The organism is Pirellula sp. SH-Sr6A (assembly GCF_001610875.1).
In the GTDB taxonomy this organism is placed as follows: Bacteria; Planctomycetota; Planctomycetia; order Pirellulales; family Pirellulaceae; genus JBKCUI01.
In genome coordinates this window covers 5194721-5210565 of sequence record NZ_CP011272.1, presented here as the reverse complement: position 1 = coordinate 5210565, position 15845 = coordinate 5194721, and the positions used below count along the sequence as shown (strand labels likewise).

Here is a 15845-nt window from a genome sequence, read left to right as displayed (position 1 = left end):
ACAGCCTTCACCTTCGTGCAAACACTTTTTTTGATAGCCAGACTGGATGTGTCCCGGCCAATGTCATTGCAACAATTCAGCACTGCGCACCAATACCGAAACGCGCCGGCCCAACAAATCATCGAGCTAACGAAGGCTCGGATCGACGCTCGCGCGGTTGGACCGCGCAACCTCAACGATGACGACAAGATGTTCGGCCCCGCAAACAACGGCATTATTCTTGCGATAAGCCATCGAGATCCAGCCATCGCTGGGCTGATTTTCATCGAAGTTTACGAACATGCCTTGGCATATCAAGAGAAGAACAATTGCCAGATTCACAAAGGCTCAATAACCTTCAACATCGGCATTGCTCGAATTCGGTCGGCGGACTTCACGTCGGCTATTCACTTTTTCGAATTGGCGCAGGAAGAGACGCGGCTGACGACCGGCAAAAAGACCTGGAACATCTTTCTGAATCAAGAGCTGTTCGACACGAACTTCTGGGACACACTCGATTTGGCAGAAGAGAAGTATCCTCTAACGCTCCATAATGACCTCTGGGGAGTTCCGTATTCAAAGGACGCTGGAAAGAAGAGCTGGCGAAAACTTTCCGGCCCATCGAAACTGCTCTACATCGTTTCTGCGGCACGGAGAATTCACCTGCGACATTTGGTAGATAGTTCCCACTGGCAGGAGTCAAACAGTATTCGAATTGAATATTGGAACCTCATCGCCGACCTTGCAAGACTGCTGGAGACCGAAGTGTATCGGAAGGCAGATATTGCCACACCAAAGCCCTGGCAGCTTAAATCGCTACTTAAGCAAGGATTCGCCGCAACTCAACGAGGCGACATTTCGACATTGATTGACGGATACATGAATGCCCGCAATGTGCATAACACCGCCACATTCAATATGTATTATCCGGCTATCAAGGCGGACATCGAGAATGCTGGCTTGACAAAGATCGAGAGGATCGCTCACGCGGCGCACCTTCTATACGTCACAAGAAATCAAGTGCAGCACCATGTGGATAGGCGTTTGATTCTCTACAAGAACATCGAGGAAGCTAAATTCACTTCGGACGTTCTGCTTTCGCTGTGTCGCCTTAGCGCATGGGCGAAGAAAGCGTGAGGCAATCACCTCAACGGTAACTTATTCTTCTTCGGCCTGCCCCTCGGCCTTACTGGGGGTGGCGATTCGCTGCTGATGGAGTCACTGCTCGACCGAGGCGTTAGGCCGTATCTCCCTTCGCCAGCGTTAACTTCTTGCAGCTACAGACGAAAACATCCTTATCGTATTTCACGTAACCAACGCATTTGTCTTCCCCGCACTTCACCATCGCAATGATGTCTTTCCACATCTTCACCACCTCGCTTATTTCTGGTGTTGTGAATGGTGTCGAGGGATTCTTCCAGTGTGAACAGAAGTTCCGGAATGACGAGTTCGCGTCCAACTGTTCTAGCGCCTTGCACAGCTTGTGCGCCGGCTTCAGCTTGTCTTTTACACGTGCGATAAGCCGGGTGAGAAGTGGTTTCAGCGTGTGTTCGTTCTTGCGGGTATAGGCGACAGACGCTTCAAATGCTTCGCAAAGTTCCTGAAGGTCACGCTCCAGAATCGGCCCAAGCGATCTGCCTGCTCTCGTGGGTTCATCAATGTCAAGGTCTTGCTCGACCTTCTCCAGTTCGCAGCACCCATCCTGCAACATCGGCCCAGTATTCACATCGTAACGAAAGATTCGTTTCCTGACCCACTTGGGGAAGCTGGAAAATAATTGCTCGCACCAAATATCATCGTGGGTCAGAACCAGAAACTGGAAATCGTCAAACTCGGTCTTCAGAAGTTTAATCAGCTGCGGGCGTTTGTAACCGTCAAAGCTATTCACGATGTCATCCAACAGCAAGAACCGGAAGTTGCCATTGAACCGACGGGCCGTTGCCAGAAACAGCGCAAGGCCGAAGCTGTTGAGTTGTGATTCGCTCAGATATTTGTAAGCGGGACTGATCGCTTCGCCACGGAACTCGATTTCGAGTGTTACCGCTCTGTCTTGGTCAGTTTGTAGCCGCAGCACGGGCTTTCCCACGCCGTCCGTGTGTTCTTCGAGGATGCCAAAGTATTTCTCCACTTCAGCGGAAATGCTGTTGAATTTGGACTCTATGTCTGCGTTGCTCGTTTTGATGTAGTTATCCGCGATAGCCTGGAAGTCCGCACCTTTTTTCATCACTACGATCTGTTCAGTGGCAGCTTTGTCCCACTCTTCCCATTGCTTGAGTGCGCCAATAATCTTGCCCTCGGCCTCGACCAGCCTGCTCCGCGCCCCATCATCCTTCAGGGATTCGATCTCTTTGTCGAGCTTTTCCAGCAATGCCTTTTGCGCCACATCAAACAGTTGTGCCTTATTCTTTATAGCGGCGGCAGCAGTGCGTATTCCTGCGGGTGTTTCGTCAACGATGTTTTCTGGTGAGACTTTCAGCAATGGCCCCAAGTCCGCGAAAGGGGCGTCCAATGCATTGCAGGAATCAGTGAGGTCTTTCAGCAATTCCGCCGTTGCTACGGCGTTGCCCTTGGTTCCAGCCTCCAGTGCTTTGGCGAGCTTGCCAAAGGGAGTGATGGCCGTGATCAGCTGTTTTCGTTTCGCGTCAACCTTGTCCTTGGTCGCCTTCAGAGTTTGAAGTGCCTCCAGCTCGGCTTTGATATGGTCGGCAAGGCTTCCCTCAAACGGAATGCCGCACAGCGGGCAGGGATCGCCCTCTGCCAACTTCCGCTTGTCAACAACCTCTTTGCCCTTCTCATACAGCCCAATCAGAATCAGATCGACTGCGTTGCCCTCCGCACTTTTGAATTCCTCCATCTCCGTGGCATAAGCAATGAGGTCGGCCTCAACTGTCGCCCCAGTCTTTAGCTCAGCCACGCACTTACGAAGGGCGCTGTGGTTTGCAAGAGCCGCAGCCCGCGGGTCGTTCTTGATTCGCTCCTTCAGGCCCTCGACTGCCTTCACAGCGTCTTCTTTGGTTGCTGGAGCGGTGTCCCCGGCGTGAACGAACTGCTGCTGCAGAAATGCCAACAGCGTGGCCGCGTCGGGTGCATCCCCGATCATTTCCGCCAACTTGCTATTTTCACGGTCGGTAATGGCTTTGCGCTTGGTTGCTTCCTCCTCCAGCTTACGGGAGACCCGCCGGAGCATCTTTTGATACTCCACCTGCGGCGTGAACCCCATCAGCACAGCCAGCGCATCATATTGTTCGGCTTTTGTGTAGAAAACGAATCGTGTTAGGTCTTCGTATCGCAATGAGCATGGATACGGTGCCACCTGTCGAAATGCGTCAACCGCACCATCCTTTGTGGGAATGGTGATCTTCTTTTGGTTGAATGTGATCTTTCCCGAGCCTAATGTGGCGAACTCCACCTCGATGTATGACTCGCCGTTCTTGGCTGAACGGTGGGGAAACGTACTCGCTCCCGCACCCTCACGCCCAAGCCGTTCGATTTTATCTGTTTGCAGCCATTCCCAAGCGTCCGTTAGCGAGCTTTTTCCGTAACCATTACGCCCAAACAAAGCCATTGATGTTGGCTTGCCGCCGTGGACGAACGGCAGCTCCACCGGTGTGAGAATGCCCCGGAACCCGGACACCGTGATTTTCTTAATGAACGTCACTTGGCACCTCCTTCTTCAAAAGATCCTTGAGCAACGCCCTGAAAATCGCATCGTCGTTGGAAGTGCCGCTTTTCTCATGGCTCTCAAGCAGAGCAATCATATCTTGATTGAGCGAGGCTTCGCTCTTTGCCTTCTCCATCCAATTCGACACGAAACTCTTCGGGTCTGCGGGTTCGGTAGACATGCGCGGCTCTGGTAAATCGCGGCCCGCAGTGGCCGGAACGGGGGCCTCCTCGCGGACTGGCTAATATGAGGGTGTCAATACAAGCCAAAAGAGTACCCGCCGCCAAACTTAAATACCAGTAGTGCAAGAACGTTCCCGGCTATCAAATAACCAGCTTCCCCAGTTTTCCGCTGAATGCCCACCGCTGTGCCAGCCGTTTCGCATCGCAGGCATCCTCGCACACGTCGAACCAAAAACCGGCTTTGCTCCGCCGCTTGTCGGACATGCGGAAGAACTACACCTCCACACCATTCACCTCTGCACGGCGGTTGTTTGATTCATACGCGACAGTTAGGTCACTCCGTTGGCCCGCCTGATTCGCTGCAACTGATTTGCTCGCTATCTATTCATCCTTTTCAATTCTTTCCAATTTTCGCTTTGGCAGGCTTTACAGCCTCGATTCCCCTCGCATCGATCCGCAGATTATCACCGGAGAGTTAATGACCTCGCTTGCGGTGTGTTTTAACCGCGGCCTTCGCTGCGAGCACAAGATAAAGAACACCACGATCGGTGTTAGTCTTCATCGAAACGCATTCTAGGTGCACCGGACTTTCGCAGGACAGGTTGCGGCAAAGGTCAAAAATGACCAGCCCAACCGGGATCGGCCCGATGTGGCGATTGTAAGACCAGCGATGCTAGTGCGAGTCCCTCGAGCCGTTCCAGAACCGCCCGTTGCCGTCATGCATGCGGCAGCTACGCCATTCCCAGCCGCCTGATTCTGCCTTTTCGACCTTGGCCATAAACCGGTTGAGCGGATTTCGCCTAATGCGCTCATAGACACCTAATGGCATAGCCCCTGCTATTCAGCCTGTTCGAAAAGCAGAAGCATTCCGAGCGCATTCAAGTAAGCGTCAAGGATGGCCGCCTCCTTTTCACGTTCTGACGCGTCTTACTTTCGCATTTTCAAAATGGCTCGTAACCTCCAGAATACCACAATGGCCTGTTGCCCCAAGACCTGCGCTTCCCAGTATCATACGGATCGTCCGGAAAGTGACGTTTCGCGCAAGCTCGTTCAGAGGTTCCATTTGCCATGCATCGACTTCCCCTCTCCCTAGGGATGCTGCTTTTGCTAGTCTGCTGCCCTATCGCTCCTGCTGCAGACAGCCGCCCCAATGTCCTCTTTATCATCTCCGACGACTTGAACAACATGCTCGGATGCTACGGGGATCCTCTGGCCAAAACACCGAATATCGATCGGTTGGCAGCTCGGGGTGTGCGATTTGATCGGGCGTATTGCACGTTCCCCTTATGCGGTCCAAGTCGTAACTCGATGCTTACCGGCCTCTACCCGAACTCGACCGGAATTCTCGCCAATGCCCAGATATTTCGTCAAACCATTCCGACGCACCGAAGTCTCCCGCAAGCGTTTCGCAATGCGGGCTACTTTGTAACGCGCATCGGAAAGCTATATCACTACAACGTTCCTCGCTCGATCGGAACCAACGGGCATGATGATCCCGGTAGCTGGGAAATGGAAATCAACCCTGCCGGCGTCGATCGGTTGGTAGAAGAACCGCAGATCTATTCTCTGACTCCCGGACAATTCGGCGGTACGCTGAGCTGGTTTGCTTCCCCTGAACCAGATGCCAAACATACCGATGGATTGATGGCTTCGGATGCGGAATGGGTGTTGGAACGTTGTTCCAAACAAAATGATCGGCCCTTCTTTCTGGCCCTCGGATTCTTTCGCCCCCACACGCCTTACGTTGCTCCCAAAACGTACTTTTCCAAATACCCCCGAGAATCGATGCCGGTCGTTCAAGGGATCGACGAAGATCAAAAAGATATCCCAGCACCCGGCTTGGGGAGCTATAAACGGGAGCAAGACAAGTTGACGGATGAACTTCGCCAAGAAGCTCGGCAAGCCTACTTGGCCAGCATCAGTTTCATGGATTCCCAAGTAGGCCGAGTCGTCGATACCCTGGACCGATTGAAACTATCCGAGAACACCATCATCGTCTTTACAAGCGACCACGGATACCACATGGGCGAGCATGGGCTGTGGCAGAAAATGAGTCTATTCGAAGAGAGCGCACGGGTCCCCCTTTTGATCGTGACTCCCAACTCAAAGCAAGCAGGACAAGTTGCGAAGACGCCCGTCTCGCACGTCGATCTCTATCCGACACTTGCGGAACTATGCCAAGTCCCGACGCAAGACGCGTTGCAAGGCGAGAGTCTCGTTCCTATTTTGAATGCCCCGGAAACGAAAGGACGTGGCTGGGCTTTAACGCAAGTCATGCGGGGTGGCGGGCAAGCAGCCGCGGCGGTGACGACGAACGTCGGTGCTGATGGAAAGCGATTCTTTGGATACAGCCTGCGTACGGATCGATATCGGTACACCGAATGGGCCGAGGGAGAACGGGGCCGCGAACTCTATGATCATGACAAGGACCCGCATGAAATCCGAAATCTTGCGAACGAATCGGATTTCGCCTCGATCCGAGATGAACTCTCAAAACAACTTCAAGCGGCCGTGAAAACGACCTATCCGCCATCTGGAGAAACTCCCTCGCTCAAACCCGGGCTCTGGGCACCAGACCTTACCAATCCCTAATGACGACGAAACTCGACTGGAGAGAGTTCCTCGCCAAGGCGTAACTGATTCAAGCTCCAAGATTCTCGCCAAGGCGCCAAGACGCTAAGGCAAGACAAGTTTGGGGTAATGAGAGCCGGGTGAAGCGGCTAGAAAGTTCGTTACGAACTGCCATCGTATCTCTTATCACAACCCGTCATCCTCCCTTATCCTCTCACATCTATCCCTGAATTCCCTCTGCGAGCTTTGCGCCTTGGCGCGCCACCTCTCCACGCATCCAATTTTCTCGCAAAGGCGCCAAGACGCTAAGTGAAGACGAAATGGAACACCTGTTGTTGGTTGGTCGTTTATAAGCTAATCGACAAGCGAAAGTATACAGACAGAACCATCTAACACGCTTCGTTTTCCCTCTGCGAGCGTTGCGCCTTGGCGCGCCACTTCTTCATGCTCCAATTTTCTCGCAAAGGCGCCAAGACGCTAAGTGAAGACGAAATGGAACACCTGTTGTTGGTTGGTCGTTTATAAGCTAATCGACAAGCGAAAGTATACAGACAGAACCATCTAACACGCTTCGTTTTCCCTCTGCGAGCGTTGCGCCTTGGCGCGCCACTTCTTCATGCTCCAAGTTTCTCGCAAAGGCGTTAAGACGCTAAGTGAAGACGAAACGGGGGTTAGGCTTCGTCGGTCGATTTCTCGAGGAGGAGACCAAGGTAACTACGTCGCTCGACCCCGTGCAGACCTAGAAGTTCAGCCAACGCAAGGATGTCGCGTTGAGCCATCTCAGCCTCCTCGCTGCTTCCTACGACTCGTTCGATTTCGGCAAAGACCCCAAGATTATCCACGCGATCGATCGTAACGGTTAGCAATCGACCTTCCTGTTCAACCTGGTATATGTCTCGATGTTTCTCTACCTTGGCAGCGATTTGAAATCCAAGACATTCCCAGATTTGAAACCATTCGGTCGAAGTATCAGGTACCAATGGGAGCTCGATCTCCGGTCGAATCTTGATCGGACCCGGTTGACGCGGGCCTTTGTACGTGACGTGAGGCCGCCCGTCGATTTCTCGAATCCGAAGCGCCTCGTCGGTCGTGCGAAAGTCGCGTGCTGGATGCCGCAGATAGGTATCGCAGTGATGCTCCCTTCCCACGAATTTTGCGTGGACACCAAGCAGTTTGGCCTCTAGATGGGCTGCATTCTCCACGCGAAACTTGCATTCCGCTTCCAGCGGTTCTCTTCCCACAGCTTCCTCAGACTTGCATATCGAAACAGGTTCAAACTGGAACGTGTGCGATCGTTCCCGACGGTCGCACATCTTCGCTTGTACTGTATCACAAGATCTTGCGGACGGATTGCAACAGGGCTGGCAATAAGACTAGATTGCCAATCATCCCTCCTAACATCGTGCATGCCGCCGTCGTTCCGAATACAACGGTCGGCAAAAAGTCGCTCATCGCTAGTGCTCCAAACCCCATCATCAATGCGAAGGTCGAGAAAAAGACCGATAGTCCGATTTCCGACTGAGCCGCTTGCAAAGCCTCGTCGAAGCTCTCGAGCTTCTTTCTTTCCCGATGGAAACGGGTCAGATAATGAATGGATGAATCGACGCTCAATCCCATCGACACCGCCGCAATCATCGCTGCCCCTAAATTGACTTGCGTCCCTGTCCATCCAAACCATCCGAGAATACAAAGGCTAGGGATCGCGTTGGGGATCAAGGCAACGGTCGCATAAACGAGGCTGCGCATGGCCAAAGCGATTGCCAACCAGATCCCGACGGATGCAATTGCAAAGCAAATCCACTGATCAGACACCACACTTCTAACAAGTTCTGCCAGGAGAACGTAGTAGCCAGAAACGAAGGGTTGCACCCCAGTTCGCGATGGAAAAGTATCGATTGCTGATCGAACCGCTTCAATCAATTTCTCTTTCCCCATAGCGTCGGTCTGCTCTCTCGCACGGAGCATGATCCTGAGAAAACGGTTAGCGCCATCCATTTCGCCACTCGATTCGGCAAGCAGGCTGTCAAAGAAGCTACCCATGGCGGGCCGCATCCCAATCAATCGGCCTTCAAACCCAATGGGGCTCAACCAAGCGTTTCGGCTGACAATGTCGTCTGCATCGACCAAACTCATGGCGCTGGTCAATCGAAGCGGTCCATCCTCTGACTCGATCGCGATCGAGCGAAGTTCCCTTTCAAGCTCGCGGATGGCTTGCAAATCCTCCTCCCGCGCAGGCTTAGGAATCGGAACGATCACATCCCAAACCCCCGCCCCACCCAATTCGTTTTCGACAGCCCGGTAAGCGATCGCGATCGGTGCATCCCTCCGAAAGTTTTTAATGAAATCCGTTTCGACCTGGATTCGCAAACTTCCGATCAATGCCAAAACCGTGATAACCGAGGATCCAATCATCAGGAAGTGGGGGAATCGACAGACCCAACTTTGGACCTGCAATAAAACCGGTTTGAGCCAATCCTCTTCGAGCCAGGGCAAGCCTTGCATGGCGGGTGAAAGGTATACGCGTTCTTGCAAACGATCAGGTAGAAGCGGGATCAATGCCAACCCGGGAATACATAGAACGATACCGGCTAAGACGACCAAAGATGCCAGGGCCATCATCCAACCGTAATCTTGCACCGGCCCAACGTTGGAAAATGTCAGCGATGCAAAACCAATCGCATCGGTGATGCACGCCCAAGCGATCGGACCTCGAAGCGAATAAAAGGAACTCTGCAATGCTTCTTCGGGGCTCGCTCCTAGTCGGCACAATCTTTGGTAGGCCAACATCCAATGCATAGCGGTCGCCACCGCGATCACCGTCACGATCGACGCCAACATCGACGAGACCATGGTCAATTCCCAATCGAAGAGAACCAGCAAGGCTCGAGTGACCACCAACGACCATTGCACCACCACAATCGTGATGAGTGCCCATCGCAACGATCGAATGCCGACGGTCAGAAGAACGACCAATGCACCGCCGACGTAAAAGCTCAATCTCCTCCCATCCTCCTCGATCGCATCAAAACCCTCCTCAAGCATTACGCGCTGCCCCACCAACAGCGGCCGCTGAGACGATTCCAAATCCACGGACCGGAGCTCCGCGAGAACATCGCGATACCCCTCTGGCAAACTGTTTTCCTTCAGAATGCAAGCGACGGCAACCAGATCGGAATCGGCGGCATGCGTTTGGCCTTCAAAGAGCTTTTTCAGATCCTTTGCAATCTCATTCTCTTCATCCAGCAATGGACGCTTGCTGGTCTTCGCACCCCCTAGTGCACCCAAGAACCCTGAAGGGCTAGGTTGAAGACTTGAGAGCATTCCATCCAATTTAGAAAGGTCGAGCGCCGAATCGATTCCGGGTATGGATTCAATGCGCTTTCGAATGCGTTGCAGCCGTTCCAATCCGCTTCTATCTTCGGCCCAAAGATCAGGATCGCGGTAAGCAAACACGATCAACTCGGAGACGCCAAAGATTTGTTCGAGACTTTCAAAGGCAATGCGCGTCGGCGCGTCATCCGGAAACATTTTCTCCAGCGACCGATCCAATCGAAGCTGGCTCGACGCGGGTAGGGCCACCATAAATGCGATGGCCGCGATACAGAGTCCCAACCACCGGAACTGGATCATATCAGCTACGCGACCGGGATTCTCTTGGCGGTGTAAAACGATCGTATATCGATGCAGGGCATCCCGGCGCGGCGCGCGGCCTCGACACCTAGATCGGCATCTTCGAAGACCAAGCATTTCTCCGGCGCAACCCCCATACGACGAGCGGCCTCGAGAAAGACATCGGGCTCAGGCTTGTGCCGCGAAGTGTCTTCAGCCGTGACGATCGCATCGAACCAGTCGAGACACTCAATGATCTCTAACTGCCTTGTAATGATTTTCCGGAAACCACCGCTGGCAACCGATATAGGCTTAACACCTCGATGCGCCCGAGCAATCTCCAACACCGAATCGATTGGCTCGAGCAGATGCAACCGCTCCAAGAAGGCTTGTTCTTTTTCGATGGCTGCGTGCTGGGCATCCACTTCGACCGATTGCTCTGCGGCTAGCATCTCAATGATGCGATGGCTCGGCATTCCCCCCAGCGCATAAAAACGATCTTCAGGTAGTCGTAGTCCGTAACGGAGCATGGTCTGATGCCAAGCCAAAAAATGGAGGGGCATGGAGTCTACGAGCGTTCCATCGCAGTCGAAGATGAGCCCGCCAGCAGATTCCACCAAGGGTATGTACTGTGTGGGAAAACCCGAGGACTGGATCATGGGGAATCGCTCTTCTGTCGTTTGATTTTTCGGTCGAGGGTAGATCGTTCTATGCCGAGAATAGCCGCAGCTCGGTTCTTTTGTCCACCCGTGTATTCGAGGGTCGCGGCGATATGCTCCATCTCGACATCCTCCAAAGTCCGCTCCTGGTACCCTGCCGGCTGATTTGCGGCAGATTGCCCTCCCAACGAAGGAATTCCGGGGATCTGCAGATAAGAAAGTGCCAAATCTTCGGGATCGGCCAAAACCCCGTTGCAGAGCACAAAGGCTCGCTCCACGGCATTGCGAAGCTCGCGAACGTTCCCGGGCCAATGATATGCTCGCATCGCAGCTCGAGCGCGGTCACTAAAGCCCTCGGGACCGTGCCCGCTCTTCGAGCGAAACTGAGCGAGAAAATGTTCGGCGATCGGGAGGATATCGTCGGGACGTTCGCGGAGGGCCGGGATCCGCAATTCGATCACCCGGAGACGAAAGTAGAGATCGGACCGAAACGAACCATCCGCGACCGCTTGCTCCAGATCCTTGTTCGTCGCCGCGACCACACGCACGTCGACTTGAATGGGCTTGCTTCCACCTACGCGCTCAAACGGTTTCCCTTCCAGCACCCGAAGAAACTTCGCCTGGATCTCCAAACTCATTTCGCCTAACTCGTCGAGCATAAGCGTACCTTGATGAGCCTGCTCGAACTTTCCTAGTTTGCGTTCCGTGGCACCGGTGAACGATCCCTTTTCGTGGCCGAACAGTTCGCTTTCTAGCAACGTCGGAGTGAGTGCGGCGCAATTGATGGCAACAAATGGCCCCGCAGCCCGTTGGCTTGAGTCGTGGATGCTGCGTGCCACCAACTCCTTGCCCGATCCGCTTTCGCCTCGAAGCAAGACCGTTGCGGAGGTAGGACCGACCCGAGCGACCTGCTCACGCAATCGATCCATCGCTTGCGAGGAGCTGATCCATTCCTCGGAACGTCCCAGCTGTTGTTCAAGCTCGTTGATCCGGCTTCGCGAAGATTTGAGTTTGATTTCAAGCTGCTGTTGCTTTTGGATGTTCGCAAAAAAAGTCCCGACGACATCGGCTATTGCGAGCGCAACTTCCAGGTGCTCCGGAGCCAAATCGGGCTCCCCGACGCGGCTGTACAAGTGTACGAATCCGACACACTCAGCCCCTTCGCGAATGGGGGCCAGGATTGCACTGGACGTCGCGTGGACCTGACTGTTGGCCATCGTATTGCCATAGGATACGCCGCCGGCCAATTCGCTGTCGTGAATATTGCGAGCCAGCAAAGCATTCCCTTCGCGAAGAACGCTCGCCGCGAGAGAGTCGGAAACGGGATGATACGCCTTTCCGGAACGCTGGACCGCGGCCAGAACTTTGCGTTCCGCATTACCCGATTCGGACGACTCGATCTTGAGAATACCGGCCGACTGGCATTGGGTTTCATCCAACAGTCGATCCAAAGCTCTTTCGCATCCCCGGAAGAGGTTGTTTTCACGAGCCAGCTCGAAGGCCAACTGGAGGAGTGCGATGGCGGGGGCAATCGGAGGGGCCAAACTGGCCATCGGCTCCCCGACGCGATCCTTTCGGATGACTTGCTGAAACGCCTCGGGATCCAAAATGGCCGATTTCGACTGGCGATGGATGATTCGCGAGACCTCGATTCCCCCCTCTCGCGTCGATTCTGGGCCCGGACCTTCCACCTCCAACGGAGGAGCGACCTCCTCCAAACTGTTCGTAAATGTCATCTTGCAGGACGCGACGGCGATGGTGCTCCCAGGGTTCAACAGCTGGGACTGCTCAATTTTTCGACCGTCGACAAAGGTCCCGTTCCTCGAACCGAGATCCCGCACGTACCATCCATCGTCGAAGTAGATCTCCGCATGCCGGCGGCTGGAGCGATCATCCGCCACGGGAATCTCGTTGGAGGACGCTCGGCCGACAATGAGCGGGCGACCGGGTTCCAAGCGAAAAACATCGGTCCATCTCGATCCTTGCCGAATTATAAGGTAGGCGGAACTATTGTTTTGTTGCATCGCGAATGGCTTGAAATTACCCTAGAAAACGTCCGTGCGGTCGCCGTCCCTTCGGAAAGAAAGACTGTTCCCGATTTTTCCAGCAGTTATGGTGGAAAGTCAAAGGCGGACGATCCACAATAAGATACAGTTTGATCGCCCTCGGCGTTCGCCCAAGATCTAGTTTCTCATTCGACTTATTTTTGCAAGCCAATTGATTGGAGTTCCGACTATGGGTTTTCGAAGTTTGTGCGCAACTTCCCTGGGCGCGCTTGCGAGCCTCCCGGTGGCCAAGCGTTCGATTCCCTTCGCCATCGCGGCCGGTTTGGTATTCTCTTCGACTCCACTCTTCGCGCAGAACTTCAATAACAACGGATTCTTCGGACGCGCCGTCGGGGGGGTTCGGATCGATGCAGATGGGGTCATGCGCACCATCACCGAAGAAGACGCATCCGATGCTCTGGAGCAAACTCGAGCCAATTTGGTCGGCCCCACCGGAGAGCTTCAACAATCGGTCGAGCTGCGATTGATTTCTCTCAAAGGAATCCGTAACGCAGTTCAGGAAAGCATCGCAACCGGAAAAGCATTGCCCGAAGAAGTCATGTTCCTCGGCGGCCTCACCCGTGTGGAAAAGATCTTCGTTTATCCAGAACGAAACGATATCGTTTTGGCCGGTCCTGCAGAACCTTGGACCGTCGGTCCAAACGGAACGATCGTCGGCGCGAAGTCTGGGAAGCCATCTGTTCATCTCGATGACCTGCTCAACGCATTCAAGACGGTTGAGTCGGCGCGACAAACCGGCATCTCGGTCTCGATCGAACCGACAAAGGAAGGAAGTGCACGGCTATCCCATTTGCTCTCTCAAAACCGAATCAATGCTGCCCAAGTCAATTGGCAGTCCCTCGAAGCAGCGATGCGACAGGCCTTCGGTCCTCAGCAAGTGAAGCTGGAAGGGGTCGCTCCCGACAGCCACATGGCTCGTGTCATCCTCGCAGCCGATTACAAAATGAAGCTGTACGGCATGAACCTCGTGAAGGCTCCGGTTTCGGGTCTCCCCAGCTACCTGGAGATGGTCAGCAATTCGGCTAGCAAGAATCTTCAATCCCGTTGGTGGATGGCCTGCGATTACAGTTCGATCGAGCACAGCAAAGACAAATTGGCTTGGCAACTAACCGGTAAAGGGATCAAAACACTGACCGAAGTCGAGCAAATCTCCTCCGATGGCACGCGCGTCGCCAAAGGCAAGGCAGATCCTATCGCGAAGAAGTGGGCCGATCTCTTCACCTCGAAACTAGACGAATTGGCGGTGAAGGAGCCAGTCTTTGGCGAACTTCGCAACGTGATGGACCTGTGCGTCGTCGCAGCGATTATCGAATCTCAAGGTCTGGAGGACATCGCAGGATGCGACCTCGCAAGCTTGCTCGGTGAAAAAGCCTCCGTACAACTCAATAAAGTAGAGTTCCCAACCTCGCTCGATCCCCAATGCAGCTTTGTTCGAACCGCCCAAGGATTCTTGGTATCTGCCAGCGGTGGCGTGATGGTCGATTCCTGGAACGTCATCGCTAGCGTCAGCAAAGAGAACGATCAGCTCAACACCGCCGATGCGGGCAAGAGCTGGAAGAACGACCAACGCGTTTGGCAATAGTTCTCGCAAACCCTGCAGAGCTAGTCCACTTCACACAAACCGGAGCCCTCAAGGCTCCGGTTTTATTTACCGCACCTTGCAGTCGAATCGGACGACGCCGCCATTGCCGGGTTTGATACCCTCGGTGATCTCCCACCGGAGAACCTCCGACCCGACCGCGTTTGGCGTGGCCGTGAATGTCCCTTTCAAACTCGACTTGTCCGAGCCTGGGATGAATTCCAAACGAGGTGTCAGCGAGTCGGTGATCACCAAGTTCGACAGGTGCTGTTCTCCGACATTGTCGAAACGAATGGTGAAGGAAATCACATCGCCAGGATTGGCCATCTGCTCGGATGCGACTTTACATAGCCGAATTCGAGCCCCTTTGTACTCGTAAAGCACAAGGTCCTGGGCACGCTTCGCCGAAGACGTCTCTGTCGCTTCAACACCATCGACCAGCACGTTGATTTCTTCGACGTTTGCCCAAGCTTGAGCGGCCGCCGTCCCAACCGCGAGTTTGGCTAAATCCGTACTCTTCAAATCGCCCGATCGGAATAAAGCAAGATCTGCATAGGGTGCCAACACTTCGCTGATCTCTAACATCGGAAGAACCATTTCCGCCGGTACGGGTCCCCGTCGATCGCGAACCGACTCGACCACGTGCACGCGGTCTTGCGCAACCGAACGAGTGGGTTGCATCACATCGCGCGATGGTAGTTTGTCCACGAATTGACCAGGGCCGTACGGTTGGTCGGTCGTTCGAAGTCGCTGCGCAACGTCGCTCTGGGCGATCGATGTCTTTTTACGGACGCTTGCGAAACGCGGTGCATAGATCGATACGCGGCAACCGCTCTCCACCAACGTGCGGCCATCGGCCGTGTCGTACTGAATGACCGTGTCTTCCGGATCGAGTCCGGTCAGACTATTGTCTTTGCGAACGCGCACCAAGGGCTCATGATCGCCCCCATCGAACAAGTATTCCTGCGGATCGGACTGACGAGGAACGGCATAGGCTTGAGGCTCGCACGCGTCCCATTGTCCGCCATCGAGTTGTGGGTAGAGCGGACGATACGCACCTCCTGATGGATTGCAGCATTGGCAGCCGCCGCCCGAGTGTCCTGAATGTCCATAACCAGCGGGTGCACCATAAGCGGGTGTGCCATATACGGGTGGTGGATATGCTCCAGGTTGAGGAACCGTTACCATCGGCTCCCTTGGGACACTGTAGGCCTGGCCACTGGGCTCCGTATGTTGGACCAACTGGATATCGTTCGCGTTGATCGTAGCCCCCGGGGCCTGTGAGGATCGGGCTATGTTTGCAGGCGAAGGAGTGGCGAGGCCGGAGGGTGCAGCTTGTTGTTTTGCTGCAACTGACTGCGCCAGTGGAGTTTGGGCATAGCTCTGCTGACGAGCTTGCCGGCTCTCCGGTGTCACGAAGGACGATGGAATGGACTGGCAACCAACAACAGGAATGGTCGTCGCGAGCAAGCATCCCCATCGCATCCAAACCGAATGTAGCATCGTGTGTTTCATGACCGTGGTGCAGTGTTGGTTCTG

The 15845-nt window shown here is 54.2% G+C and carries 10 protein-coding genes and 1 pseudogene; 3 read left to right on the top strand and 8 right to left on the bottom strand.

Translation table 11 applies throughout. The annotated features are described in order from the left end of the window. The first annotated feature begins 60 nt into the window (after window positions 1-60). Window positions 61-1116: a hypothetical protein gene (locus VN12_RS20280; RefSeq protein ID WP_146678512.1), complete on the top strand. Its 1056-nt coding sequence runs from the start codon at window positions 61-63 to the stop codon at window positions 1114-1116. A 100-nt stretch (window positions 1117-1216) separates the two neighbouring features. Here VN12_RS20280 and VN12_RS20275 read toward each other — a convergent pair whose 3' ends face one another. The 3 genes and pseudogenes from VN12_RS20275 to VN12_RS26865 form a co-directional block, all read right to left on the bottom strand. Further along, window positions 1217-3637: an AAA family ATPase gene (locus VN12_RS20275; protein WP_146678511.1), complete on the bottom strand. Its 2421-nt coding sequence runs from the start codon at window positions 3635-3637 to the stop codon at window positions 1217-1219. Next, window positions 3624-3821, bottom strand: a complete 198-nt coding sequence (locus tag VN12_RS20270; protein ID WP_146678510.1) for a hypothetical protein — start codon at window positions 3819-3821, stop codon at window positions 3624-3626. The genes VN12_RS20275 and VN12_RS20270 overlap by 14 nt, the downstream gene beginning before the upstream one ends. A 476-nt stretch (window positions 3822-4297) precedes the next feature. Then, window positions 4298-4483: pseudogene (locus VN12_RS26865) on the bottom strand (HNH endonuclease); the annotation flags it as partial. 407 nt (window positions 4484-4890) lie between these two features. Between VN12_RS26865 and VN12_RS20265 the strand changes: the two are divergent. After that, the gene (locus tag VN12_RS20265; RefSeq protein WP_146678509.1) at window positions 4891-6414 is read left to right on the top strand and encodes a sulfatase; all 1524 of its coding nucleotides are present in this window, start codon (window positions 4891-4893) and stop codon (window positions 6412-6414) included. Between the two features lie 650 nt (window positions 6415-7064). Here the strand turns inward: VN12_RS20265 and cyaB are convergent. The 4 genes from cyaB to VN12_RS20245 form a co-directional block, all read right to left on the bottom strand. After that, entirely contained in the window at window positions 7065-7634 is a 570-nt protein-coding gene (cyaB, locus tag VN12_RS20260; RefSeq protein ID WP_168164526.1) for a class IV adenylate cyclase, read from the bottom strand. Window positions 7635-7722: 88 nt separating this feature from the next. Beyond that, a complete protein-coding gene (locus VN12_RS20255) occupies window positions 7723-10023 on the bottom strand; it encodes an efflux RND transporter permease subunit (RefSeq protein WP_168164525.1) in 2301 nt (766 codons plus the stop codon). Between the two features lie 5 nt (window positions 10024-10028). Then, a complete protein-coding gene (locus VN12_RS20250; protein WP_146678506.1) occupies window positions 10029-10661 on the bottom strand; it encodes an HAD family hydrolase in 633 nt (210 codons plus the stop codon). After that, window positions 10658-12685, bottom strand: a complete 2028-nt coding sequence (locus tag VN12_RS20245; RefSeq protein WP_146678505.1) for a sigma 54-interacting transcriptional regulator — start codon at window positions 12683-12685, stop codon at window positions 10658-10660. The genes VN12_RS20250 and VN12_RS20245 overlap by 4 nt, the downstream gene beginning before the upstream one ends. A gap of 265 nt (window positions 12686-12950) precedes the next feature. Here VN12_RS20245 and VN12_RS20240 point away from each other — a divergent pair, with 265 nt between their 5' ends. Further along, a complete protein-coding gene (locus VN12_RS20240; protein ID WP_168164524.1) occupies window positions 12951-14309 on the top strand; it encodes a DUF1598 domain-containing protein in 1359 nt (452 codons plus the stop codon). 66 nt (window positions 14310-14375) lie between these two features. Here VN12_RS20240 and VN12_RS20235 read toward each other — a convergent pair whose 3' ends face one another. Beyond that, window positions 14376-15821 (bottom strand): DUF11 domain-containing protein, encoded by a 1446-nt coding sequence (locus VN12_RS20235; RefSeq protein WP_146678503.1) that lies wholly within the window; start codon window positions 15819-15821, stop codon window positions 14376-14378. Window positions 15822-15845 lie beyond the last annotated feature (24 nt).

Coding starts and splice junctions, on each gene's coding strand:
- VN12_RS20270 (WP_146678510.1), bottom strand. CDS start 3,821: ATGTCTACCGAACCCGCAGACCCGAAGAGTTTCGTGTCGAATTGGATG.
- VN12_RS20265 (WP_146678509.1), top strand. CDS start 4,891: ATGCATCGACTTCCCCTCTCCCTAGGGATGCTGCTTTTGCTAGTCTGC.
- VN12_RS20250 (WP_146678506.1), bottom strand. CDS start 10,661: ATGATCCAGTCCTCGGGTTTTCCCACACAGTACATACCCTTGGTGGAA.
- VN12_RS20235 (WP_146678503.1), bottom strand. CDS start 15,821: ATGAAACACACGATGCTACATTCGGTTTGGATGCGATGGGGATGCTTG.
- VN12_RS20280 (WP_146678512.1), top strand. CDS start 61: ATGTCATTGCAACAATTCAGCACTGCGCACCAATACCGAAACGCGCCG.
- VN12_RS20245 (WP_146678505.1), bottom strand. CDS start 12,685: ATGCAACAAAACAATAGTTCCGCCTACCTTATAATTCGGCAAGGATCG.
- VN12_RS20255 (WP_168164525.1), bottom strand. CDS start 10,023: ATGATCCAGTTCCGGTGGTTGGGACTCTGTATCGCGGCCATCGCATTT.